General features: G+C 41.1%; 28 protein-coding genes and 1 other annotated feature. Of the genes, 10 read left to right on the top strand and 18 right to left on the bottom strand.

What is annotated here, in order from left to right:
- Positions 1–3 precede the first annotated feature (3 nt).
- The 8 genes from FBF75_RS13380 to FBF75_RS13345 all read right to left on the bottom strand — a co-directional run bounded on the left by FBF75_RS13380 (position 4) and on the right by FBF75_RS13345 (position 5588).
- Positions 4–231: a YqzK family protein gene (locus tag FBF75_RS13380; protein ID WP_008344420.1), complete on the bottom strand. Its 228-nt coding sequence runs from the start codon at positions 229–231 to the stop codon at positions 4–6.
- A 117-nt stretch (positions 232–348) separates the two neighbouring features.
- On the bottom strand, positions 349–801 hold the full coding sequence (fur, locus tag FBF75_RS13375) for a ferric iron uptake transcriptional regulator (RefSeq protein ID WP_003215577.1): 453 nt from the start codon (positions 799–801) through the stop codon (positions 349–351).
- Positions 802–922: 121 nt separating this feature from the next.
- Complete coding sequence (gene spoIIM, locus FBF75_RS13370) at positions 923–1567, bottom strand: stage II sporulation protein M (protein WP_046343901.1); 645 nt, start codon at positions 1565–1567, stop codon at positions 923–925.
- A gap of 115 nt (positions 1568–1682) precedes the next feature.
- Entirely contained in the window at positions 1683–2813 is a 1131-nt protein-coding gene (locus FBF75_RS13365; RefSeq protein ID WP_136944831.1) for a S8 family peptidase, read from the bottom strand.
- Positions 2814–2924: 111 nt separating this feature from the next.
- The gene (locus FBF75_RS13360) at positions 2925–3146 is read right to left on the bottom strand and encodes a hypothetical protein (protein ID WP_136944830.1); all 222 of its coding nucleotides are present in this window, start codon (positions 3144–3146) and stop codon (positions 2925–2927) included.
- A 267-nt stretch (positions 3147–3413) separates the two neighbouring features.
- On the bottom strand, positions 3414–3866 hold the full coding sequence (locus tag FBF75_RS13355) for a GNAT family N-acetyltransferase (RefSeq protein WP_136944829.1): 453 nt from the start codon (positions 3864–3866) through the stop codon (positions 3414–3416).
- Positions 3853–5034 carry a TIGR00375 family protein gene (locus FBF75_RS13350; protein WP_136944828.1) on the bottom strand — a complete coding sequence of 394 codons (1182 nt, stop codon included), beginning with the start codon at positions 5032–5034 and terminating at the stop codon, positions 3853–3855. Before FBF75_RS13350 ends, FBF75_RS13355 begins: the two co-directional genes overlap by 14 nt.
- Complete coding sequence (locus FBF75_RS13345) at positions 5031–5588, bottom strand: NUDIX hydrolase (RefSeq protein ID WP_098680814.1); 558 nt, start codon at positions 5586–5588, stop codon at positions 5031–5033. The genes FBF75_RS13350 and FBF75_RS13345 overlap by 4 nt, the downstream gene beginning before the upstream one ends.
- Before the next feature lie 168 nt (positions 5589–5756).
- Between FBF75_RS13345 and FBF75_RS13340 the strand changes: the two genes are divergently transcribed.
- Entirely contained in the window at positions 5757–6683 is a 927-nt protein-coding gene (locus FBF75_RS13340; protein WP_136944827.1) for an aldo/keto reductase, read from the top strand.
- A gap of 174 nt (positions 6684–6857) precedes the next feature.
- On the opposite strand, the gene FBF75_RS13335 is transcribed toward FBF75_RS13340, so the two are convergent.
- Positions 6858–7082, bottom strand: coding sequence for a YqkE family protein (locus tag FBF75_RS13335; protein ID WP_057079334.1), 225 nt, complete (start codon positions 7080–7082; stop codon positions 6858–6860).
- A 119-nt stretch (positions 7083–7201) separates the two neighbouring features.
- On the opposite strand from FBF75_RS13335, the gene FBF75_RS13330 reads away from it, so the two are divergent.
- Complete coding sequence (locus FBF75_RS13330) at positions 7202–8131, top strand: alpha/beta hydrolase (RefSeq protein ID WP_039963992.1); 930 nt, start codon at positions 7202–7204, stop codon at positions 8129–8131.
- A gap of 24 nt (positions 8132–8155) precedes the next feature.
- On the opposite strand, the gene FBF75_RS13325 is transcribed toward FBF75_RS13330, so the two are convergent.
- The 3 genes from FBF75_RS13325 to FBF75_RS13315 form a co-directional block, all read right to left on the bottom strand.
- On the bottom strand, positions 8156–9418 hold the full coding sequence (locus tag FBF75_RS13325; RefSeq protein ID WP_024718943.1) for a response regulator aspartate phosphatase: 1263 nt from the start codon (positions 9416–9418) through the stop codon (positions 8156–8158).
- Between the two features lie 300 nt (positions 9419–9718).
- Positions 9719–9958: a YqkC family protein gene (locus FBF75_RS13320; RefSeq protein WP_008343836.1), complete on the bottom strand. Its 240-nt coding sequence runs from the start codon at positions 9956–9958 to the stop codon at positions 9719–9721.
- A gap of 12 nt (positions 9959–9970) precedes the next feature.
- Positions 9971–10297 carry an iron-sulfur cluster biosynthesis family protein gene (locus FBF75_RS13315; protein ID WP_060781168.1) on the bottom strand — a complete coding sequence of 109 codons (327 nt, stop codon included), beginning with the start codon at positions 10295–10297 and terminating at the stop codon, positions 9971–9973.
- A gap of 212 nt (positions 10298–10509) precedes the next feature.
- On the opposite strand from FBF75_RS13315, the gene FBF75_RS13310 reads away from it, so the two are divergent.
- Positions 10510–11217 (top strand): expansin EXLX1 family cellulose-binding protein, encoded by a 708-nt coding sequence (locus tag FBF75_RS13310; protein WP_046343911.1) that lies wholly within the window; start codon positions 10510–10512, stop codon positions 11215–11217.
- A 17-nt stretch (positions 11218–11234) separates the two neighbouring features.
- Here FBF75_RS13310 and FBF75_RS13305 read toward each other — a convergent pair whose 3' ends face one another.
- Both FBF75_RS13305 and FBF75_RS13300 read right to left on the bottom strand, forming a co-directional pair.
- Positions 11235–12209 carry a GNAT family N-acetyltransferase gene (locus tag FBF75_RS13305; protein ID WP_136944826.1) on the bottom strand — a complete coding sequence of 325 codons (975 nt, stop codon included), beginning with the start codon at positions 12207–12209 and terminating at the stop codon, positions 11235–11237.
- Positions 12206–12685 carry a GNAT family N-acetyltransferase gene (locus tag FBF75_RS13300; protein ID WP_136944825.1) on the bottom strand — a complete coding sequence of 160 codons (480 nt, stop codon included), beginning with the start codon at positions 12683–12685 and terminating at the stop codon, positions 12206–12208. Before FBF75_RS13300 ends, FBF75_RS13305 begins: the two co-directional genes overlap by 4 nt.
- Positions 12686–12967: 282 nt before the next feature.
- On the opposite strand from FBF75_RS13300, the gene FBF75_RS13295 reads away from it, so the two are divergent.
- The 4 genes from FBF75_RS13295 to FBF75_RS13280 all read left to right on the top strand — a co-directional run bounded on the left by FBF75_RS13295 (position 12968) and on the right by FBF75_RS13280 (position 16618).
- Positions 12968–13417: a YfmQ family protein gene (locus tag FBF75_RS13295; protein ID WP_024718948.1), complete on the top strand. Its 450-nt coding sequence runs from the start codon at positions 12968–12970 to the stop codon at positions 13415–13417.
- A 141-nt stretch (positions 13418–13558) separates the two neighbouring features.
- Entirely contained in the window at positions 13559–14791 is a 1233-nt protein-coding gene (locus FBF75_RS13290) for a DNA polymerase IV (RefSeq protein WP_048001414.1), read from the top strand.
- 15 nt (positions 14792–14806) lie between these two features.
- Entirely contained in the window at positions 14807–15151 is a 345-nt protein-coding gene (locus FBF75_RS13285; protein WP_025207578.1) for a YolD-like family protein, read from the top strand.
- A 231-nt stretch (positions 15152–15382) separates the two neighbouring features.
- The gene (locus tag FBF75_RS13280; protein WP_008343828.1) at positions 15383–16618 is read left to right on the top strand and encodes an MDR family MFS transporter; all 1236 of its coding nucleotides are present in this window, start codon (positions 15383–15385) and stop codon (positions 16616–16618) included.
- Between the two features lie 29 nt (positions 16619–16647).
- Here FBF75_RS13280 and coaA read toward each other — a convergent pair whose 3' ends face one another.
- Complete coding sequence (gene coaA / locus FBF75_RS13275; protein ID WP_136944824.1) at positions 16648–17607, bottom strand: type I pantothenate kinase; 960 nt, start codon at positions 17605–17607, stop codon at positions 16648–16650.
- A 188-nt stretch (positions 17608–17795) separates the two neighbouring features.
- Here coaA and FBF75_RS13270 point away from each other — a divergent pair, with 188 nt between their 5' ends.
- Both FBF75_RS13270 and FBF75_RS13265 read left to right on the top strand, forming a co-directional pair.
- Positions 17796–19124: a CoA-disulfide reductase gene (locus FBF75_RS13270; RefSeq protein WP_135226721.1), complete on the top strand. Its 1329-nt coding sequence runs from the start codon at positions 17796–17798 to the stop codon at positions 19122–19124.
- 8 nt (positions 19125–19132) lie between these two features.
- Positions 19133–19555 carry a VOC family protein gene (locus tag FBF75_RS13265; protein ID WP_227820666.1) on the top strand — a complete coding sequence of 141 codons (423 nt, stop codon included), beginning with the start codon at positions 19133–19135 and terminating at the stop codon, positions 19553–19555.
- Between the two features lie 16 nt (positions 19556–19571).
- On the opposite strand, the gene FBF75_RS13260 is transcribed toward FBF75_RS13265, so the two are convergent.
- Both FBF75_RS13260 and FBF75_RS13255 read right to left on the bottom strand, forming a co-directional pair.
- Entirely contained in the window at positions 19572–20348 is a 777-nt protein-coding gene (locus FBF75_RS13260) for an SDR family NAD(P)-dependent oxidoreductase (RefSeq protein WP_046527209.1), read from the bottom strand.
- A complete protein-coding gene (locus FBF75_RS13255; RefSeq protein WP_081114349.1) occupies positions 20349–21311 on the bottom strand; it encodes an MBL fold metallo-hydrolase in 963 nt (320 codons plus the stop codon).
- Positions 21312–21480: 169 nt separating this feature from the next.
- Positions 21481–21692: a binding site (T-box leader), on the top strand.
- A gap of 41 nt (positions 21693–21733) precedes the next feature.
- Between FBF75_RS13255 and proC the strand changes: the two genes are divergently transcribed.
- On the top strand, positions 21734–22561 hold the full coding sequence (proC, locus tag FBF75_RS13250) for a pyrroline-5-carboxylate reductase (protein WP_008342285.1): 828 nt from the start codon (positions 21734–21736) through the stop codon (positions 22559–22561).
- A gap of 35 nt (positions 22562–22596) precedes the next feature.
- Here proC and FBF75_RS13245 read toward each other — a convergent pair whose 3' ends face one another.
- Entirely contained in the window at positions 22597–23088 is a 492-nt protein-coding gene (locus tag FBF75_RS13245) for a DinB family protein (protein WP_035390754.1), read from the bottom strand.
- Positions 23089–23190 lie beyond the last annotated feature (102 nt).

The raw sequence follows: 23190 nt of genomic DNA, 5'->3' as shown, positions 1-23190 counted from the left end.
TTTCTACTCCCCGTTTTGATAAAAATAAATCAATCGATCCTGCCAGCTGTCTTGTTTCGGCTGATCCATTTCCATCACTTTTATCGCTGCACCTTCTGGTTTATCATAACGATGATAGCTTTCATATTCTGAATTTATCCATATCATAGCATAATAGAACAGGACGGTAAAACCAGTGAACAAGATAAATACTTTCATTACTTCCCCTGTTGTTTTGAGCCATTTTCGCATGTTCTTCATGTCCTTTCTCGTGTTCTCATTACTTCAGCATATGCCAGGTGGGACAAGGAATATACAGCGAACATGCAAAAAACCTTTTCATTTTGAATGAAAAGGTTCCAATTCGGATTATTTGCCGGATTCATCATCATGACACCGGTGGCAAATACCATGGAATGTCAATCTATGATCCTTAATTTTAAATTTCCAGTCGCGTTCAATAATCTCTTCAACATCTTCTAATAAATCATCTTCTATCTCATCGACTGTCCCGCATTCCATGCAGACAAGATGGTGATGGAAGTGAGCGGCTCCTTCTTTGCGAAGATCATATCGCGAAACGCCGTCTCCAAAGTTAATTTTATCAACAACTTTCAGTTCAGTAAGCAATTCTAACGTCCGATAAACAGTAGCAAGACCAATTTCAGGAGACTTCTCTTTTACGAGGAGGTATACATCTTCTGCACTTAAATGGTCTTCTTCATTCTCAAGCAGTACTCTTACTGTTGCTTCACGCTGTGGCGTGAGCTTATAGCTGGAAGAATGAAGCTGTTTCTTAATTCGATCAATCCGATTTTCCATTGACTTTCCCTCCTACGCCACATTACTTGATCATTATATCAAATGATGTGCAGAGAGCCAACTATAATCATTTTAAATTGATAAATAAATTGATTATTATTTAATAACGATTATAAAATCATCAAAACAGAACACCTGCCAGCTTTTTCATCAGCATGAATGATAAGTATGATTCAAAAAAGGACGAAAGAGCAGCGAGGGTTAAAATCATCAGTAGAACAGAAGCATACCGGCCAAACCAATGAATTGGCGCTTGACTGATGGTTTTTTTCATAAAAAGCTGACCAATTAAACGAATGGAGAACGCAATCGCACAAGTTCCGATCACTAAATACGCAGGAATGAGCAAGATATTTTGAGGAAGCACCGAGACAAAAGAAAGAAAAAAACCGCTAAGCCCCATTTGATTGACCAAAAAACCAACAGTAAACCCAACTACAATCCCTTTTAAAAAGATCATCAGAAAAATAAGCGGCAGGCCAATGATGGAAATTCCGAGTATCCACATGAGGCCCAAATATTTCATATGATGCAAAAAGCTTTGCAAAAACATGTCTTTTGATTCTGCTGCTTTCTCATTCGTCAGTTGACCAAAAAATTGATTTAAATAGTAGAATAAATCCTCTTTCTGACTCATTGTCATACTATTGACGATAATGGCTCCAAAAATGACGCCCATTAAAAATAGTACAGAAACAAACAAATAAATTGATACATGATCTTTCACGTGCTGAAGAAGATGTTCTTTCCAAGACTTTTTCCGCATGCGCCTTCCTCCCAAATAGTAAAGGTTACTAGATTCTATGAGAGAGCAGACGAAACATGACAGTTTTATGAAAAGAAAAACGAGAAAGCAGCTGTACACTGCTTTCTCGTTTCCTTTATCGTGCAGCTTTTTGTACGTTCACAAGCCCAGCGCCATAATAAAAAGGTTCGCCAAGTTTTGTTGCCGTTTTTGTCAGCCTTTCACGCACTTCATCATTTGTGAGATTCGGATGTTTTGATAGAATGACTGCCGCAGCACCAGCTACATGAGGTGATGCCATAGACGTTCCACTCTTATATCCATATTCGTTATGAGGAATGGTACTTAATGTTGAAACACCTGGTGCTGATACTTCCACTTCTTCCCCAACAGAGGAATCAAAGGCTCTTTGCTTTCGTTGATCCACAGATGCGACTGCCATGACAGAGCTGTATTTGGCCGGGTAATCTATCGTATTAAGTGACCCGTAGCTCCCAGCATTTCCTGCAGATGCGACAATGAGAATCCCGTTGTCATATGCTCGATCGACCGCTTCTTTCAGCGCCTCCGATTCACTTGCTCCCCCCATACTAATATTGATGACATCCATCTCATTCTCAATCGCCCATTCAATGCCTTTAATGATCCAGCTATAGTAGCCGTCACCATTTTCATCTGCCACTTTCACCGCATAGATCGAAGCTTTTGGTGCCACACCAACGACGCCTACTTTATTATCTAGTGCTGCGATCGTGCCTGCAACGTGGGTTCCGTGTTCATGCGGGTCAACGAGCGGATCGGACTCTGTTGGAACAAAGCTGACACCACCAGTTACATGTAAATCTTCATGCTTGCCGTCGATTCCACTGTCAAGAACAGCTACTTTGACATTCTGTCCGGCATATCCTCGTTTATGTACCTTTTGTGCTTTAATGCTTTTGATACCATAAGGGACGCTTTGACCGCTTGTTTTTGCTTTTTGGTCTTCCTCAATAAAAGTAACTTCTTTTGCTTGATGTAGTTTTTCTTTTGATGCTTCGTTCAACGAAACTTTCATCATATCTATTTTATCTATTGATTCTTTCACATGACCGCCAGCTTTTTCAACAAGCTGTTTTTGTGTTTTGTCTTGAACGGAAGAAGAAAAACCGATCATATACTCTTTTTTTGCTTGATCCTTTGCAGATACATCTGATGCGCCGAATGTCATCGATGCCAGCAGCATACTTGCCATACAAAGCCCTGCTCCAAATGATTTGACCTTCACGATACCCACTCTCCCTTTCATTTCTTTTTGTCATTTAACTACATTTTTAGACAAAAAGAAACGACCGTTTGTCCTATTTTTTAAAATTTTTCCAATTATTTGATCTACTTGTCACAATAAAGCAAAATAAAAATGCTTATGATCCTGTTCATAGCGATCATAAGCATTCCTGCCTTTATGTTTTTTCATCATATGCTGCAAGGCTTCTTGTTTTGTTTTTGTCTTTCTTTCGTGTGTACTAAAATGCGGCATATTTCCTCTCGATTGTTCTGGATTTCGGCTGTGCTGCCTTTGAAGGTGTTCTCTCTTTTTCTTTGCTTTGCTTTTTCCCATTTCTCAAAACCTCTTTCGTTGTCGTTATGATACATGAAAGCATCTAAAAAAGATAGACGTAGACACGCCTATCTCAAATTGTTGACAAAAGGCTAAAATGTACTTGATTTTAGCCTTTTGTCTTCTTTTCAGCGTGATAGAAAACCTTTGCAGTCTAGGAAGGACGAGCACCGGAGCAGAGCGAATTTGACATTCGTGAGCACCGGAGCGCAGGACTGACAAAGAATGCGAGGGTTTGTCTACACGCTGAGATAGACGTAGACACGCCTATCTTTCTTTTCTCACCATATCAAGATGCGGGATTCCATCCTCATCATAACAATCTGAGACAGCTTCGAAGCCAAACGATTCGTAGAACGATTTCAAATAAGCCTGTGCTTGGATTTTAATCTTTGTTTCGCCTAATTCACTGAGCTTTTTTATCGCCTGATCGAGCAGGATCTTCCCGTAACCTTTTTTCCGGCCGGCCTTCGTCACAAGGACACGGCCAATGGATGCCTCTTTGTACATGATCCCGCTTTGGAAAATGCGGCAATAAGCGACAATCGTGCCGTTCTCTTTGGCGATTACATGTAGCGCCTCTTGATCACGATGATCAATTTCAGGATAAGGACATGTTTGTTCTACAACAAACACATTCACTCTTTCCATTAAAATCAGGTAAAGGTCCTCTTTAGACAGTTGTTCAAATGTGTGCCATGTCCATTTAAGTTGATTCATGATTGATATCCACCTTACCGTAGACTCCGCCTCCGCCAGCGATCAGTCCAACTTCACCTCTTCTTGCTTTGATGATGTAATCGGCTGTTTTCTCAGGCAGGACCGCTTTTAATTCTTGTTCTGTTGCTTGATGAAGAATATTCATCTCTGTATGAAAGACAGCTTTTAACTTTTCTAACGTTTTGGCTCCAACACCTGGAATAAATTGAAGGGGAAGCTGGTGAACATAAGGAGGCCTTATTCCTTTGTCACTTTCTTGGTCAGCAAGCTCCTTTAACCGCTCACTCACCCCTTTTGTCATTCGGGTATGGCCGCATGCTTGGCACTGTTCTTGCTCCTGACTGTCAGGTCTTACCCCGCATTTCTCACAGGTCGTATGATAATACTTTCCGAGCCGCGGAGCGAGCCCATAATTTCCAGTGATGTTTCTGCCTTCTTTTCCTTGAAGCGCTAGCTCGAATTCAGCAAAGGAGGCATGATCCATTCGAATCTTCGTATATTCCCGCGCAATTTTCCCTAAAGAATGGGCATCTGAATTTGTTAAAAAAGGATAACGGTTTAGCTCACTTAGCTGGGAGGCCATAGACGTATCACAGCTAAGACCAAGCTCAACAGCATCGATGAGTTCTGGATCGAATACTTCGGTTAAAGACGTATTGACCCCTTTGCCGTATAAACTTTTATGCGGCGTAAAAATATGGGCAGGAATAAATAATCCCCCTAGTTCCTTCACCTTATGCTGAAGCGTTCTCCCATCCACATATAACCGCTGTGAACTCAAATGCACATTTTTCATATGAAGAGAAAGCCATGCGGAAAACTCAGACATTATACGAAGCGTGGGCATAAAGGCAAGCACATGAATCGGGCCTTTTGATTGGTCATCATTGATTTCTAGCTCACTGCCTAAAAGCAAAACGGTCTTTCCAAATGATAACCCGCCATCGCTTAGTTCCGTGTATATGCCTTCCTCTACACCTTCTATCAATTCTTCTAGGACTTCAGGAGATTGTGCATCAATGACACCAATCATCCCCATCCCTTTACTTTGAGACGCTTCAATGAGAATTTGGTCAATGGTCAGTGACCTTGCACCTGTAATTTTGACAGCCCTACCTGTTCTTGTTCGACCAATATGAATATGGATATCTGCAAAGAATTCCCTCATTTTGTAGACTTAAGTACCTCTTGCAATTGTAAGTATTGAATGGCATAGGCTGTTTTTGCATCATAAATATGTTGTTTTTCGATGAGTTGCAGTGCTTCTTCTAGTGAGACTTCCATCACTTCGACAAATTCATCCTCATCCAGCTCTCGTTTTTCTTCAAGCGGGACGAGCTGATCAGCAAGGTAGATGTGAACAATTTCATCCGCAAACCCTGGTGATGTATAAAAGGCGGTCAGCTTTTGGAGCGCCTGAGTTGTATAACCTGTTTCTTCTTCTAATTCTCTCAACGCTGTATGTGCCGGCTCTTCTCCTTTTTCTAATTTTCCAGCCGGAATTTCAACGATGGATCTCTCCAGTGCTTTACGGTATTGCTTGACCAAAATGATTTTATTCTCGTCTGTACGTGCAATGACTGCTACTGCACCTGGATGTTTAATGATTTCGCGTTTGCCTGGTTTTCCGTTCGGCAATTCTACATCTTCAAGAACCAAGTCAATGATTTTTCCGTTATATAATGTTTTTGACGATAATGTTTTTTCTTCAAAGTCCTTCAATTTTGTCAGCTCCTCGTTCTACTTTCACTTTTTACTTCATTCATTTTAACATAGATGTTTTAGGAGAAGCCAAAATGCGGATGCCTGCTTCAATGCGCCTTTTGAAATCACCTAGCTTGAATTCCAGAATTGTTTCACTTAATGTGAAAGGATAGGAGTGTGATTGAATTGAAAAAAAGACGAATTGGCACCTCTGATCTCTTGGTTAGTGAGGCGGCACTAGGATGTATGTCCCTTGGGACTGAAAAAGAAAAAGCGCTCTCTTTATTAGATGAAGCCATTGATCTTGGGATTAACTATTTGGATACAGCTGATTTATATGATTTTGGAACAAATGAGGAAATCGTCGGGGAAGCCATTAAGAACAGACGCCAAGATTTGATTTTGGCCACAAAAGGCGGCAACCGCTTTGAAAAAGGCAAACCTGGCTGGGACTGGGATCCTTCAAAAGCATATATAAAAGAGGCAGTGAAACAAAGCCTGAAACGACTTCAAACAGATTATATTGATTTATATCAATTGCATGGCGGCACAATTGACGATCCAATTGACGAAACCATCGAGGCATTTGAAGAATTGGTTGAAGAAGGTGTCATTCGCTATTACGGCATATCGTCCATCCGTCCAAATGTCATTAAAGAATACGCCAAAAAATCAAACATCGTGAGTGTGATGATGCAATATAGTTTACTCGATCGCCGCCCAGAAGAATGGTTTTCTCTTCTTGAAGAACAAAGCATTAGTGTCGTGGCAAGAGGTCCTTTAGCAAAAGGATTATTAACTGAAAAACCCCTTTCACAAGCAAGTGCGGCGATTCAAAAGAACGGGTATCTTGACTATTCATTTGAAGAGCTCCAGCAGGTCATTCCTTCGTTAAAGAAAGTCGCTTATGACCTATCACTGACAGAGCTGTCCATTCAATACTTGCTCAAGCATTCTGCAGTCAGCTCTGTTGTTTTTGGCGCAAGCTCGGTGAAACAGTTAAAAGAAAATGTGGCAGCGGCAAATGCACGTTCATTAAGCGACCAAGAAGTAAAAGCTTTGTCATATTTCACAAAACAGTCTGTTTATGAGGCGCATCGTTTGAATCAATAGAAGACAAATGGAAGAACAGCTTGCCACTTATGTTTTGTTTTAATGTACAACCCTATTGGTGGTGCGATTCTGAAATGAAGTGATACGAGGGAGTCAGACGTGTTTTCAGGCTCATGTAGTATGTATTCACCTCAATGATATAACATAAAAAAGGGAGCATCGTAGCTCCCTTTTTTAACTTTTATACTTTCTCCAGTCTAAATGACTTTCATCTAGCAGCTCTGAGAAACTTTTATTTTTTTCTTTTTCTTTCTGTTGCCGAAGGAGGTCTTGTCGTTTTTGTTCTTCTCTTTTTTCTGTCTCGGCGGCCAGATTCTGCTTCATTTGAAGGAGCTGCTGTTTCACATCATCCTTTATGCCGTCCTTTAGCTTTACTTGATCTTGATTGGTCTTTTTCACTTTGCCTCTCTCCTTTTGTTTTAGTGTATCATCCGTTTTATTTGCTCAGCAAGAGTCACGCCAAACTCCCAACATGTGGTATGATCTTCATAGAAACCCTTCGGAAAGGAAGAATCAGCTTGAAGAAGAAATGGCTCGCTATACTCGCCTTGGTATTATTTCCACTCGCTGCAATCGGCATTTTTTTTACCAATAAAATGATGTATATACGAAAATTAACGGATGAAGAGCTCATCAAACGAGAATCAGATGAAGGGCACTATCATCACAAGGAGTTTCAGCAGCTGCAAAAAGAGAAAGTTTGTATTCCTTCAGCATTTGGTTATGATCTTCATGGCTATTTTGTACCGCTCCCTCATACAACACGCACCATCGTTCTTTGTCACGGGGTTACCGTCAGTTTGATCAATTCCGTGAAGTATATGAAATTATTCCAAAAGCTTGGATGGAATGTGCTGCTTTATGATCATAGAAGACATGGGATGAGCGGCGGAAAAACAACGAGCTATGGATATTATGAAAAAGAAGATTTGGCTCAAGTCGTCAAGTGGCTGAGAAAAAGACTTGGGGAAAAAGCAATCATTGGGATACACGGAGAATCGATGGGCGCAGTCACAACTTTATTATATGCTGCAAAACCGGATGCAAGCGCCAATTTTTACATCGCTGATTGTCCTTTTGCTTCTTTTGAGGATCAGCTTCTGTATCGATTAAAAACGGATTTTCGTCTTTCAGGACAGTGGATTCTTCCACTAAGTGATCAAGTGTTGAAATGGCGGGACGGATACAGCATTCGGCAAGTTTCTCCACTTGATGTAATCGATCAGGTGAAAGAACCTATTCTTTTTATTCATAGTCTCCATGATGACTATATCCCTTGTGAGCAAAGCGAGCAGTTATACGCACGCAAAAAGGGTGATAAACGGCTATTTATTGCGCCACATGGTGCGCATGCGATGTCTTATAGCGACAATAAGGAAGTCTATGAACAAGAGGTCGAAGCATTTCTGGAAGCATTTCAATTTAATCAAAATGAAAGAGGAGAATGAACAGCCGTTCGTCTCCTCTTTTTGCTAACTTATACGATAGTCACCACTGTTGTATGGTGTCTGCCCGCCAGCTCCATATGGCTCTCTTCCGATTGCTGCTGACTCATGACCGATAACCCTGCAGTTGCTGCCAATAAAAGAACTATCAAACTCATTTTCATATAAATGACCTCCATTTTGAATTTTTGATATGGCTTGAATTTTCCTTTCGTAATACCGGGTAGAAACTTCAAATAATCCAAGCTCATTATAATAATGAGCCGCATCAAGTGCCAGTTCCTCAATATCTGGGTATAAACGCTTGTCCTCCAACAAATCTAATGTATCGTCTATGATTTTTATTTCTGCATCAACGTATAATGCTTTTAAAAACTGAAACTTGCAGATGTAAATTTCATCTTCTAATTCACAGGCTTTCATAATACCTTGTTGATAGAGGGTTAACGACTCTTCTATTTGTTTTTGTTTAAACAGGATTTGGGTCAGCATAAATAGTGGGTCTAGAGAGCGATTCAGATGGGTTAAATTCTCCTTTTCAAACACTTCAAGAGAGTCTTTGAGATAGCGACTTGCTGTAGCAAGATCGTTCATTTGGTAATAGCAGTTACCTAAGTTGAAAAGGGCCGAACCTATGACTCGAGGGTTTCCAATTGAGCGTGCTCGCTTTAGAGCATTTTTAAAGTAGGGCAATGCATGTTCATAGCATTTCAAATCATCATAGTTTGCACCGATGACAAATTCACAGTGGATGATTCTCAGCGTGTACGTTCTGTAGGCAGAGTACGTATCTAACGCTTGCAAAGCATAGTGCATCGAAAAGTGGGTTTGTTTCATGTGGTAGTATATTTCTGCTAATTTAAAATAAAATTCTGCTCTTTCTATATCATCTGATATGAGATTGAGCTTTTTTTCTGCGGAACGGTAATAAGCAATGGCGCTCAAATAGTTTCTCTGTTCAAATTCAAACATTCCTGTAAAAAAATGAACATAGTATTCAAGCATATCTGTTAATTTGGTCTGCGAATGTTCAATTGTTTCTAGAAGCTTCTTAATCTCCTCATCATTCGAGGCTTTTTTTGCCGGTTCAAAATATTCAAGCATGACCTTATGTCGAAAATCCATCAGCTGGTAAAAAAGCAGCAAGTTCTGATCTTGCTCCATCTCAAGGATTTCCTGCTCGATCTCGGCCTTTAGCTTCTCTGCTTTCATGACATGAAATCCGCAAATCTGCCTATACCATTCGTTTATTTTGATTCCAACCTGAGGCGATGACAGCTTGAGCTTCAATTCACCTTAGCACCTCCCTCCTCATGTACGATACATGTTGTATTCTATCATATTTCCTCGAATGGAAGAAATATGAAATGTCGTTTTTCGTAAAGTTTTCGGTATCCCGCAATAACCGCTTCCATTGCCGATTTTTCGGCATTTACAGTCTCTATTTTTCTCTTTCTATTCTTCTCATTTTGTCTAAATGTTTGTTAAAAATGACTTTTTATCGTTGAAAAATCTCATTTTTCAAATTAGACAGTTCTTCTGTTTGATGAGATGATGATGGCACAAAAAAAGCCCTCTTCAGCAAAGGGCTTATAACACATCTGTTACGTGTTCCATATTCTCTTTTATCCAACTGACTGCTAATTCAAGCGTTGGAAATTCTTCCGTTTCAAATGTGACTTCATCTTGGAGAAGCCAGACGTCCTTTTTTACTGAATCCATTCCACCGATTGACCAGTGCAAAAGGCTATATGGATGATTATTATTTAAAAACGACACCCACGTTTTATTTTGTGCCGTATTTTGTATCACTTTCAGCTTTTGATCCACTACGTTTCCACCTTACTTTACAAGTATACCCATTCTCGGGCTGAGTATTTGTTGAGGACTTTTCAACATAAGTGTATTGGCTTTTTCATTAAAATCAATCGTCATTTCCTCGTCAAAAAACACCTTTTGTGCTGTGTGTATATATAGTTTTAAATCTTGACTATTATTAAGCGGTTCCCATTCACCTGTTCTTTCACTTGTTAACCAAAGCATTGGTACGCCACTCACTGCACAGCCACAACCTTCTGAATCGTAGCGAAGCAGTAATTCTTTCGTTTCGTTTCCTATTTGCTGTTTTTCTATATATGTTTTAGCCAGTTCTGTGATGTGAATATACATGGCGAACATCCTTTTTAAATTGATGCTTACATTGTAACACATAAAACACCATAAAACATGACACACGACTAAATCCGAAAGTCATACTCTTTGAAATACACGCTCTTCTCACTAGGATTATATCTATCTATTGGCTCTTTCTGCATCCTGTTTTTTAGAATTATACTGATGACGCTATCCATTTTAAAAGAAGAAACAGGAGGTTTTAGATCGTGAAAAAAAGATTATCTCTCTGCTTCATCGGGGCGCTGATATTAATGTTGAGTTTCACTATGCCAAACATGAAAGCGGCATCTATCCTTGATGAAGTACGAGAAAGCTATGCGACTTATACGGGATCTGGTTACTCAGGGGGCGCCGCTTTATTAGATCCTATTCCATCTGACATGAAAATTACGGCTTTAAATCCCCATGACTATAACTATAAAGGGGTAAATGCGGCACTTGCAGGGGCTTACCTTGAAGTAACGGGGCCAAAAGGAAAAACCGTTGTGTATGTAACCGATAAATATCCAGAAGGAGCAAAAGGAGCTCTTGATCTTTCTCCTAATGCCTTTACCAAAATTGGCAATATGGAAGATGGGAAAATCCCGATTAGTTGGAAAATTATAAAAGCACCGATTAGCGGAAATGTAGCTTACAGAATAAAAGAAGGTAGCAGTGAGTGGTGGGCTGCGATTCAAGTGCGCAATCATAAATATCCGGTTATGAAAATGGAATATTACAAAGATGGACAATGGGTGAACATGGAAAAGACAGACTACAACCATTTCCTTGGCTTTCATATGGGGTCTACATCTCTTCCTGTTCGAATCACAGATATCCGCGGGGTCATAGTAAAGGATCAATTACCCGCTCTTCCGTCTACTGCTGCTTCACAGGCCTATATTGTAAAAGGCAATGTTCAGCTTCCTAATTAACGAGGAGAAGAGGCAGCTTATTTAAGAGCTTCCTCTCTTCCTTCTCTATCCCAGCGATATGCCTCATTTTCTATTTCTTTTATGATTTCATTCTTTCCTGCCATATAGCTTTGTATATCTTCCGGATACTGATTTGCTAATTGTTCCTTGACAGACGCATACGCTACAGCTCGTTCTGGGTGGACTCTTAAGTAATCTCGAAACAATAAATGTCTTTTCACATCAGGATGATTTCTTTCATAAACATGGACATGATGCGTACGATTCAAGCCACCCTTTTGAAAAAAACGTCTCCCTTTTATACCATTTTCACCGAGCGCTTCGTATCCAAGGTGTTCAAATCTCTCTTTTTCTCTATCAATCTCTTCTATATCGCTTACTTCTATTAATATATCTATAATTGGTTTGGCAACAAGTCCTGTAACTGACGTGCTGCCAATATGGTATCCTTCTATCCAGCTCTTTTGAATGATTTGCTTGAGTCGCTGCTTTTCTTGACGGAATTCTTCATGCCATTCTTTTTTGAATTCGGCAACCTCAACCTTGCGTCGCGGTGTCCATTTCATTTTTGATAGGGTGAGCTTTTTTGCCACATGAATTACATTTGTTTCAAAAAAACCTAATTTTTCATATAGTCTTTTTGCAGGGGTGTTTTCCTGCCCTGTGGTCAGTTCTATCGGCACATTCTTCTCTATGATTGTGGACATAAGTCTTGTTCCAATTCCCTGCTTTAGCGCTTTTGGATGCACAGCCAATCGACTAATGATCAAACAATCTTTCAGCTCTTCATAAGAGACTACACCTAATAAAATATCATTTTGCTCAAAACCAATAAATTGCTCTTTTGCTTTCATGACATCTTGAATGGTCTCTTTTAATGGCGGAAGATCAGCATAGCCAATTTGTTCAGCTTCTTGTTGGTATGCAGCTAGTTGAATATGTAAAATCTGCTTTGCTACATCACTTATTGTGTGATCTAAATGAACAATCATTTCATTGCCTCCAGCTTCTTTACAAATAACACACGGTCTTCATGAATGCCATCGTAATCTGAAAAGACTGAGATGCCATCTACTGTTTTATCTCCCTTTTTTATCTGAAATCCGAGTTTTGTATGGTAAGCAATGGAGACTTTATTGATAGGAGCTGTGACAGCTTTAATTGTTGTTCTTCCTTCCTTTTCAGCCGCTTCATAAAAAGCTTGATAGAGGATTTTACCTATCTTTAATTTACGGTGATCTGGGTGGACGCCAACAAAGTGAATATAGGCTTCATCCGAATGAGATTGCGATAAAAAACCAACCAAAAAGCCGATCAGCTCTCCCTTTTCAACGACAACAAAACTTGTTTGCTGGAAATGTTCAAAAAAGAGCTTTGGCAATTTTGCACGCAAATCTCTGCCTCCCCACCAGCTTTGAATGACGGATGTGACTGCGTAAAAATCTGACGGTTTCACTTGACGTATCATGATGGCCTCGCCCCTTTTTCCATTTTGGCTTTCCTTTGATTCGTTTTTTCTCAAAAATGCGATTGTTTCAATAGTCTACTGTCTGATCAAATGGTTGTAAAGACAGTATGCCCGTCTTTTTTCATGTTCACTTGTTGGTTCTTCGTCTTTCAGCCGTCATCTCCTTTTAAATCTTCACACTTATTTCAAAAAGTTCACTTTTTGTGCGAAAGTTTCATTCATTTGTTATGTTAAGATGGTTCATATAGGAAATGGTACAAATGTTTATTGGAGATGATGAGATTGGTTTGGGTTGTTATTTCGCTTGTTGTATTTAGTCTTTTAAAGCTGCTTGTCACCTCTTTGCCTTCTGGTGTTGTTGAGCGTCTTTTTAGCCGCTACGCCGTACATGCTAAAGTAACAAGTGAGCAAACAAATATTACTTTTCAAGGTCGTTCGCTTGATGAGCAGCGAGCATCTGAAATCATTCAACATTTTAATGATGCGATCTTTATTGAACGCTATTATATTTACCCTGGTGATGAAGAACGCTTTCTTCATCCGAATGAAGGGCCAGCGCCGCTTACTATGCAAACAAAGCATGGGAAACATGATGTCACCCTTTATCTGTTCCATTATGATGACCATGTGGATGTGGTTCGGCAGTTTACACATAAGCCAAAGAAAAAGCTGATGGCTTATCGTCTGCGTTCTGAACCGCTCCAAACATTCCACAACATGGCACATGCCTAACAATCGTTGCAGCAGACGAGACGAAGTGTTCACCACTTCGTCTTTTTTGTATGGACAGCTTTTGAATGATTTACCAGTATGAATTTCACCTCATGTTGTTTACAATAGATACAGAACATACGTTCTAAGAGGTGAAGTACAATGAATGAACGAGCCATTCTGCTTGTGGATATGCAGTCATTTTATGCATCAGTTGAGAAGGTGGAGGCGCCTCATTTGGAGAATGTGCCGCTCATTGTCTCTGGAGATCCAGAACGAAGAAGCGGAGTCGTCCTGGCAGCCTGCCCTCTCGCGAAGAAACGTGGCGTACAAAATGCATCAAGGTTATGGGAAGCACAGGAGAAATGTCCTGAAGCAGTGGTCGTACGTCCACGTATGCAGCGCTATCTCGATATCTCTGTCATGATTACAGAACTGCTTGAACAATACACAGACCTTGTCGAGCCATATTCCATTGATGAACAGTTTCTTGATATTACAGGCAGTCTTACACTATTCGGCTCTCCACATGAGATCGCTCAACATATACAAACAACGATTATGAACCAGACTGGCATTTACGCACGTGTGGGCATAGGCCCTAATAAAGTGCTCGCTAAAATGGCCTGTGACCATTTTGCCAAAAAAAACAGAACCGGCATCTATGAACTGAGTGCCGACCGGGTTGCTGCTGATTTATGGCCGCTTCCAATTGGAAAATTATTTGGCGTCGGCAAACGAATGGAGCATCATTTGAAACGAATGGGTATCAGTACCATTGGCACACTTGCTACTTATCCGTTAGACCGATTAAAAAAACGCTGGGGAATCAATGGGGAGCTTCTGCAGCGAACAGCTTTAGGACACGATCCCTCCCCAGTCACTATTCACACACATGATCAGCAAAAAGCCGTTGGGCATCATATGACCCTTCCCCGTGATTACGCATCTTTTGAGGAGATCAAAGTTGCTCTTCTTGAATTGAGTGAGGAAGTCGCTCGGCGGGCACGTTTTAAGCATTATCTCGGTCAAACAGTGTCTGTTGGTGTAAGAGGGGCTGATTTTTCACATCCAACAGGCTTTCATCGACAAATGAAGCTTCATTCACCGACACAGTATGGCTCAGATATTGCAGAGGCAGCGATTCAGCTATGCCAGCAGCACTGGGATGGTCAGCCCATTCGCAGTGTAGGCATTACCCTCTCACAGCTGCAGCCTGACAGTCACTATCAGCTGACTTTATTTGATCATCATTTGAAGAAAGATCAACTCAGCAAAGTATTTGATGAAATCCATCTGAAATATGGACCTGCGGCATTGCTGCATGCTTCGTCACTGACAAGCGCTGGGCAGGCATATCACCGCGCCGAAAAAATTGGCGGGCATTACAAATAACGGAGGCGAACAAGCATGAATCCCAATAAATTAACACCTGGATACAACATCATGTGGGAATCAAGCCGAATGATGCTACCAGAGCACCGAGAGCAACTACTTGCTCAAAAACGAAAGAAAAAAGAATATACACCTCTACCGCTCAGCTCCGATCAGCTAGAGGAAATGAATGTTTTGATCACACAGTCGATTACCGAGGATCAAGCGATCTGCTTGACATATGTCTCATCCGGCATGAAAGCACAGTTTTGGGGCTGGGTGAAAGCCATTCATTATGAAACACGCCAAATGAAAATCGTGAATGACGAAGATGTTCTAAACCTTTCCTTACATCAAATTATTGCCATCGATCTCAATTAATTTTCGCAAAACGAAAACATGATCATTGAAAAACCCGCTTCGTTTTTCCGAAAAAATTATGACCCATCAAGGCTTAAAACCTTGAAAACGAGGCATATGCTCTTCGAATGAACGGAACGGTTCAAGCTTCTCTGTCATTTGACGGATGACTCCTCCATCAAATTGTGTATTTAATTTGCACAATTTTTCATGTATGATTGGAACATCTTACAAACTCAGGGGAGACACAGCATGAAAAATAACTTACGCACTTTACATCCACTTAGTTGGACGATCATCATCGGCACGATATTTGGCCGAATGGCGACATCCATGAGCATTCCCTTTTTAGCCGTTTATTTGACACAGGTCAAAGGCGCCTCAGCCTCTTCAGCTGGATTGATCATTGCCGTCAGCTCTCTTATTGGGATTGTTGCGAGTTTTTACGGCGGCTATGTTTCCGACCGAATCGGCAGAAAAAAGGTCATGCTTTTATCCATCTTTGGCTGGACACTTGTCTTTGTTGGCTTCGCGTTTGCAGATGCCATTTGGGTCTTCTTTTTTATGAATGCTTTAAATGGACTGTGCCGGGCGCTGTTTGAACCAACGTCTAAAGCACTCTTATCCGATGTCACCCCATCGAGCATTCGGTTGTTTGTCTTTAACTTACGGTATACGGCCATTAACATTGGTGTCATTTTCGGCCCGCTGCTTGGCTTATATCTCGGGTCATCAAAAACGACTTTTCCATTTCTCGTCGCTGCCCTCATTTACTTGTTGTACGGGTTAACGCTGGCATGGCAATTTCAAAAGCACCCAGTGGCTGCTCCAGAAAGCACCAAACAAATCGGCGTCAAAAAAGCTCTTTCCATTATTCAGAAAGATACGGTCTTTAGCATCATCCTCATTGGCGTTACTTTATGTTCATTTGGCTATTCACACCTAAGCTCAACACTGCCTCAATATTTATCGGCATCCCCTATGATTGAGGATGGCCCTAAACTGTTTGGGTATCTTTTATCCTTAAACGCAGTGGTTGTCATTGTCGTTCAGTACCCGCTGATTATGATCGCTAAGCGCTATTCAACGATTTTGTCGTTAACGACTGGGAACGTGCTTCTAGCAGGCAGTTTGTTTGCCATTGCTTTTTCACAAAGTCTCGGTACGCTTGCTTTCATCATTGTCGTGTTTACGATTGGTGAAGTGCTGCTCTTTGCAATGATGGATCTGTTTGTAGACAATATTGCAAAACCTGAAGTGAAAGGATCATACTTCGGCGCAATGGGGTTTTCTCAGCTCGGCAGCGTCGTCGGACCGTTTGTCGGAGGATTGTGTATTGACTTATTTGGCGCAGCCCATCCCCTTTCTATTTTTTCAGTCTTGGCGATTGTCACCGCTGCAGGCGTTCCGTTTTTACTTATCGGATACTACCGCCTAAAAAAACGAACGGCGGCTGCCGTGGCTGTGAAAGTAAGTGGAGGTCATTAAAAAAACCGCTCTCAATTGAGCGGTTTTCTTTATACCCTGCGGATGGCGATCTCTTCCACCTTATGCTGATCGCCTTTTTTTAAAATCAAATCGGCTCTATATTTTGTCGGCAAAATATTTTCATATAAATTTGGCCGGTTCACTGTATTCCAAATCGTGCTTGCCATCTGATCTGCTTCTTCATCCGTCAAATCTTTGTATTGATGAAAGAAAGATTCAGGGTCTTTGAAGGCTGTTTCCCGCAGCAAACGGAACCGTTCTTTATACCAGCATTGAATTTGCGTCTCAGCGGCATCTACATAAATCGAAAAATCGAAGTAATCTGATACAAACACGCGCGGCTCATCCTTCAGATCATCCAGTGCCGGTGATTGCAACACATTGATCCCTTCAATGATCACAATATCTGCATCTTCTACTGTCTCATACACCCCTTCAAGACGGTCATAGGTCAGATGTGAATATACAGGTGCATGCACAGTTTGTTTCCCTGATTTCAATTCATTTAAAAACGAAAGTAGCGCTTTAACATCATAGCTTTCCGGGAAGCCTTTCTTTTCCATCAGCCCTCGATCTTTTAATTCTTTTTGTGGATACAAAAAGCCGTCCGTTGTCACGAGACTCACCTTCAGTCCATCTCCAAGCCTTGATAAAAGTGTTTCAATGATACGTGCTGTCGTGCTTTTTCCGACGGCCACACTTCCTGCAATCCCGATTAAAAAGGGGATTTTCGCATGATGCGGGTAGTTTAAAAAAGCATTTACATGCTGATTTTTTTGTTTTTCTGCAAAAACGTGTAATGTCAGAAAACGAATAAGCGGTATGTAAATATCTCGAACTTCTTCTAGCGATAAGTAGTCGTTTAATCCTTGAAGTGCTCTCACTTCTTCTTCTGAAACAGATACCGGCATATATTCTCCAAGAGCCGCCCATGCCTCTCTCGTATGGCGTGTATATAATGTATTAAAATCTAGTCGTTCGTCACCCAAAGTCTTTCCCACCAATCTAAACTAAACTCATAACCAAAAAGACGATAATCCGATTGTAGCTTAAAATGAAGGCGCTGTCTTTATTTTTCAACGAAAGTTTGCTTCTTTTGCGAAAAAAAAGCATTAAATAAAGGAAAATGAGGGTAAATAAGAGTATTCAGTTTGATAGATAGAAGGGAGCATACCAAATGAAATATGTGATGATTGGCGGAGATGCAGCAGGAATGAGCTGCGCTATGCAAATATATAGAGAGGATCCAGACGCGCATATTGTAGCTTTTGAAAAAGGAGAGATTTTCTCATATGGACAGTGCGGACTCCCCTACTTGATCGGCGGTCTCATTGATCATCACAGAAAACTCATCGCACGCAGCGCTGACACTTTTCGTGACAAATACGGAATTGATGCCAGATGCTTACACGAAGTGACCTCAATCGACCCGGAGCAAAAAACAGTATCGGGTATTCATTCTAAAACAAAAGAACCCTTTACAGAAACGTATGACCGCCTGTTAATTGCGACAGGAGCAAGCCCCGTCACACTTGATCTAGACAGTCATTCCTTAGAAGGTGTCCACGTATTAAAAACAATCCCGCATGCGCTGTCTATTTTAGACAATCTAAAAAAAGACGTCACACATATCACGATCATCGGCGGAGGATATATCGGCTTAGAAATGGCAGAAAATTTAAAAGCGCTAGGAAAAGACGTTCATATCATTCAGCGGGGTACAGCACTTGGCCCAGGCTTTGATCCCGATATAGCAAAATATCTGAAAGAAGAAGCGGACAATCAAGGCATTCAAGTAGTACTTGGTGAAACAGTGCAAAAATTAAAGGGCAAGACACATGTAACAGCTGTTCAAACAGACAAGCAGACCATTGAAACAGATATGGTCATCATCGCCGTTGGTGTCACTCCGCAAACATCCTTTTTAGACAGCACAGAAATTCAGCGACTTCAAAATGGTGCAGTTGTTGTGAATAAATACATGCAGACCAATGTACAAGATATCTATGCGGCGGGTGACTGCGCAGCAACCTATCACCGTATCAAAAAGGAACTGGACTATATTCCGCTCGGCACGACAGCAAATAAACAAGGAAGAATCGCAGGCTTTCATATGACAGGAACAAACCGCGCGTTTCAAGGCGTAACCGGCACAGCGGTGATGAAATTTATGGACGTGACAGCGGGACGAACGGGTTTATCAGAGAAAGAAGCAAAAGACGCGGGCCTTCCTTTCTCCACCATCACCATCGACAGCACTGACCACGCTGGATATTACCCAGATGCAGAGAAAATGAAAGTGAAACTGATTTATAGAAGCGATGATCACACCTTGCTTGGCGCACAAATCATCGGTAAAGAAGGTGTTGATAAACGAATTGATGTCATGGCAACGGCTCTTTATCAAGGGCTGACTGTGACAGACCTTGAAGATTTAGATATTAGCTATGCCCCTCCTTTTAACAGTGTATGGGACCCACTTCAGCAAGCGGCAAGACGAATATAGAAAAAGGAGTGAAGCCATTGACCATTCAACAAATTGCTACTATTGAAATTCCTGTGACTGATATCCCCCGGGCTGTCTCTTGGTATGAACAGATTTTAGAGATGATCGTTCTACATCAATCAGAAGAAGCCGCCATGCTCACTTTTACTCATGGCGAGGGACCTTCTTTTTATCTCGTCAAAACAAAACACGAGAAACGAATCTACTTTATGAACTCTTTTACAGGAGTTCGGCATAGTATGATTGATTTATTTGTGAAGGATTTAAAAAACTTTCACCAGTATTTAAGCGAGCATAACGTCACCGTATCGGATATTCAAATATTAGCTGACCCAGACTTAGGCGGTTTTAGCTTCGAAGATGTTAATGGCAATGTCTTTGGCGTCACCAATATTAAGCCCCATCAAACAAAAAAAGAAACCAGCCTGTGACCGGTTTCTTTTTTTGTTATTTTTTCATCATCGCTTTCCGTGCTGCTTTTTCAAATAAAAACGGGAATAATTGATACAATTTACTACCAGCATTCATCCATCCTGGTAAATTAATCTCTCTTTTTTTCGTCATCATGGCGGATACGATCTTCCCTGCTACCTTGTCAGCACTGAGCATCATAAAATCAACATTTTTCACATATTCACCACTGCGGTCTGCAATGGTAAAGAAGTCTGTGGCAATCGGTCCTGGATTGACGGTTGTGACATGAATTCCGCTGTCTGCCAGCTCCATTCTGAGGCTGTTTGAAAATCCGAGAACCGCATGCTTTGATGCGGAATAGATGGCGGATTTAGGGGTGGCAATTTTGCCTGCCTGTGACGCAATATTGATAATATGTCCCTTCCCTCTTTGTTTCATCTCAGGAAGGACCTTTTTTGTGCAGGCAATTAAACCAAAGACATTGACCTCAAACATCGACACCATTTCCTCAATGGATGCGTCCTCGACGAGATCGAACACACCAAAGCCGGCATTGTTCACCAAAATATCAACAGCTCCCACTTGTTGATAGGCTTGATCAATGTCCTCAAGCTGACTGACATCAAGCTGAACGATGTGACATACGCCGCCAGCACTTATAATCTTTTCTTTTACACCTGTGAGCTTTTCAATTCGTCTTGCTGACACAATGATTTCTGCTCCTTCAGCTGCTGCCAAGTACGCCATCTTTTCACCAATACCGCCTGAAGCACCTGTAATCCATATTCTCTTTCCTGTTAGTCGCCCCATTTATTTCACTCCTTCATTTGCTCGATAGTAGAGGGTTCCGTCTTTTTGCACTTCTTCAATTTGTCCAGCCGCTAAAAGCACATCAAGCTGTCCGACTGTCTCAGACATTGTCAGAAATAATGCTTCTTCATACAGACCCGGAAATAAGGTGCGACAAAGATGAAAGGCGGTCATTTCCTTTCGTTGAAGCAGCTGATACATCGTATTTGCCCGTTTTTCCTGTTTTTTAAATCTTTCTTCGATCAATTCGTGATGAGAGGTAATGAGCTGGCCATGCCCTGGATAAATCGTCTGAATGGGCAAATGCAATAAACACTCGAGTGATGCTTTATATTGAAGCAGCGATTTTTGACGTTCTGTTCCTTTCATTGGCGCTTCCATTAACGGATTGGAAGAAATGGTCGTAAGCAGCAGATCACCTCCGATGAAATTCCCTGTTGTTTCATCTAAAAAAGAAAGATGAGATTGTGCATGTCCTGGTGTCTCCAGCACTTGGAAGTGCTCATGTCCCTTCAAACGATCGCCTTCTTTTATGACGTCATCAACATGTGCCGTACATGAATATGTATAGGACTGCCTCACAATTCTTTCACACTCACCTTGACGAAGCGGGACACCTAACTGCTGAAAAAAATCATTCATAAAATGGATTTGACGCTGTTTAAACGCTGCATCCTGACTAATATAGGGCTCATTCAACTCGTGTCCGATGACACGGACATGAGGTTTCATCAGATCTAAAAGACCGACATGATCTGCATGATGATGTGTCAAAACCACTTGATCAATATCATCTATTGATAAATGATGTTCCTTTAATTGCGTGACAAAGGCATGCTGCGCCTCTTGTGTCATCGGTCCGGAATCAACTAAGGTCACGGCATCGCCTTTTAATACATATGCATGGACATCCCCAACCGCAAACGGTGTGGGAATGGATAATTGAATCATTTCTTCTTTCACTTTTATACGTCATCTCCTGATTTTTGTCTCATAGATCATCTGAACTCACTCTTCTTTATTCATTGTATCTTGCAAAGGGCAGACTGTCATGCGGTTTAGATGGTCAATTTTTTTATCTCTCCCTATTGACACAAACTTGTCCATCGTTGCATAATGAACAACAAATATAAGATGCGCGATGACAAGGATTAGTAAGCAAAATAATGATGCAAGAGAGTGAGGTCCGCAGGCTGTAAGGCTTCACCATCCTCTTATTTGCTGAACCTGCCCTTTGAGCTGTTAGGCAAACCTAAACGTTTCCCGCGTTAAGGGACTAGAGCTGAGTATGTATGATTGCATGCTAATTGAGGGTGGTACCGCGAAAAACCTTTCGTCCTTTGCAGACGAGAGGTTTTTTTATTTTCTACAAGGAGGAGCAGCTTATGAGTAAAATTGGATTTATTGGTGCAGGCTCAATGGCCGAGTCTATGATTAAAGGTCTTTTAAAGAGCGGCATTATGTCAAATGAAGATATCATTGTCACAAATAAAACAAATGAAAAACGATTAGAAGAATTACATGCACGTTATGGAGTCAAAACAGATTTCGCTCGTTCCTTTATTTATGAAGAAGCCGATATGCTGGTGTTTGCTTTAAAACCAAAAGATGCGGAAAGTGGCATTTCTGAAGTAAGGCCCCATTTAAATGGACAGCTGATTATTTCTATTTTAGCGGGCATTTCTATTGAAACCATTCAGCATTATGCTGGCGCAAAAACGGCGGTGGTTCGTGCCATGCCAAATACATCAGCGGCCATACAACAATCAGCTACTGGCATTGCTGTCAGTGATGAAGTCACAGAGGCGCAAAAGGAAAAAGCAGTTCAGCTGTTTGAAACGATCGGTCATGTGACGGTTTTAGATGAATCACAACTGAATGCGGTCACAGCGATTGCAGGCAGCGGTCCTGCCTTTATTTATCATTTGATTGAAGGAATGGAGCGAGGTGCATCGGAACTTGGGATGGACCAAGAAACAGCGAAATTGCTCATTTGTCAAATGATTGCAGGCGCTGCAAATATGCTTCAGGATAGCGGTAAGGAACCTGCTGAATTGCGCAAAGAAATTACGAGCGAAGGTGGAACGACAGAAGCAGGACTTAATACCCTTGCTTCCTATCAATTTGAAGAAGCGATTGTCGATTGTGTGAAAACAGCGACAAAACGCGCAGCAGAATTAAACGACATGTTTTCAGCGAGTACGTATAAGTAAGTGAGAAAAGCACCTGCCTTGATGACAGGTGCTTTTCATCTATCACTCGATGCTCTCATGGACATGATGGCTTTGATTTGATCGAGGTGATGAATTTCATGTAAAGCAATGGTTTCAGCTAAAATTTGGACTGTCATCATCCCTTCTTCAGGATGGAGGCCTGAAAAATCCCATGTATCCTTTTCTAATAGCTGCAGTGTTTTGTTTCTGCTTTCTTTTAGGCGTTCAATCAATGCACTGACCTCTTGTGCGGTATACATTTCATAAGCTCTTCCCTTCACATATATCTCTGGATCATATGATGCGAAAAGCGTGTGCTCATTTGATATTGCCTGCTCTATCCGCTCTGACCAGACTTCTTCTGTATCATACAAATGTCCAACAATTTGTTTAATCGACCACTTGCCTTCCCCAAAAGATTCATCTAATGTAGCCTCATCACATGTCCATACTAACTCCTCAAGCTTACGCAAACTCTCATGAAGTGATCTCATGATCTCTGTTTTTGTTAGTACTCCTGTTTTCACTCTCACAATCCCCCTTCAAATATATGTAAGTATTATTCTATATCATACTCTATTTCTTTAGACAGAAGGTGATTGATATCAAGAAAAGCCCTATCATGACGA

This window comes from Bacillus sp. S2(2019), from assembly GCF_005144805.1.
Lineage (GTDB): Bacteria > Bacillota > Bacilli > Bacillales > Bacillaceae > Bacillus > Bacillus altitudinis.
The sequence above is the reverse complement of the archived record's forward strand: the minus strand, read 5'-3'. Positions and strand labels throughout refer to the sequence as shown.

Coding starts and splice junctions, on each gene's coding strand:
- FBF75_RS13380 (WP_008344420.1), bottom strand. CDS start 231: ATGCGAAAATGGCTCAAAACAACAGGGGAAGTAATGAAAGTATTTATC.
- fur (WP_003215577.1), bottom strand. CDS start 801: ATGGAAAATCGGATTGATCGAATTAAGAAACAGCTTCATTCTTCCAGC.
- spoIIM (WP_046343901.1), bottom strand. CDS start 1,567: ATGCGGAAAAAGTCTTGGAAAGAACATCTTCTTCAGCACGTGAAAGAT.
- FBF75_RS13360 (WP_136944830.1), bottom strand. CDS start 3,146: ATGGGAAAAAGCAAAGCAAAGAAAAAGAGAGAACACCTTCAAAGGCAG.
- FBF75_RS13355 (WP_136944829.1), bottom strand. CDS start 3,866: ATGAATCAACTTAAATGGACATGGCACACATTTGAACAACTGTCTAAA.
- FBF75_RS13350 (WP_136944828.1), bottom strand. CDS start 5,034: ATGAGGGAATTCTTTGCAGATATCCATATTCATATTGGTCGAACAAGA.
- FBF75_RS13315 (WP_060781168.1), bottom strand. CDS start 10,297: ATGTATATTCACATCACAGAACTGGCTAAAACATATATAGAAAAACAG.
- FBF75_RS13305 (WP_136944826.1), bottom strand. CDS start 12,209: ATGATTGTTCATTTAGATCACACAATAAGTGATGTAGCAAAGCAGATT.
- FBF75_RS13300 (WP_136944825.1), bottom strand. CDS start 12,685: ATGATACGTCAAGTGAAACCGTCAGATTTTTACGCAGTCACATCCGTC.
- FBF75_RS13290 (WP_048001414.1), top strand. CDS start 13,559: ATGAATGAACGAGCCATTCTGCTTGTGGATATGCAGTCATTTTATGCA.
- FBF75_RS13285 (WP_025207578.1), top strand. CDS start 14,807: ATGAATCCCAATAAATTAACACCTGGATACAACATCATGTGGGAATCA.
- FBF75_RS13280 (WP_008343828.1), top strand. CDS start 15,383: ATGAAAAATAACTTACGCACTTTACATCCACTTAGTTGGACGATCATC.
- FBF75_RS13270 (WP_135226721.1), top strand. CDS start 17,796: ATGAAATATGTGATGATTGGCGGAGATGCAGCAGGAATGAGCTGCGCT.
- FBF75_RS13260 (WP_046527209.1), bottom strand. CDS start 20,348: ATGGGGCGACTAACAGGAAAGAGAATATGGATTACAGGTGCTTCAGGC.
- proC (WP_008342285.1), top strand. CDS start 21,734: ATGAGTAAAATTGGATTTATTGGTGCAGGCTCAATGGCCGAGTCTATG.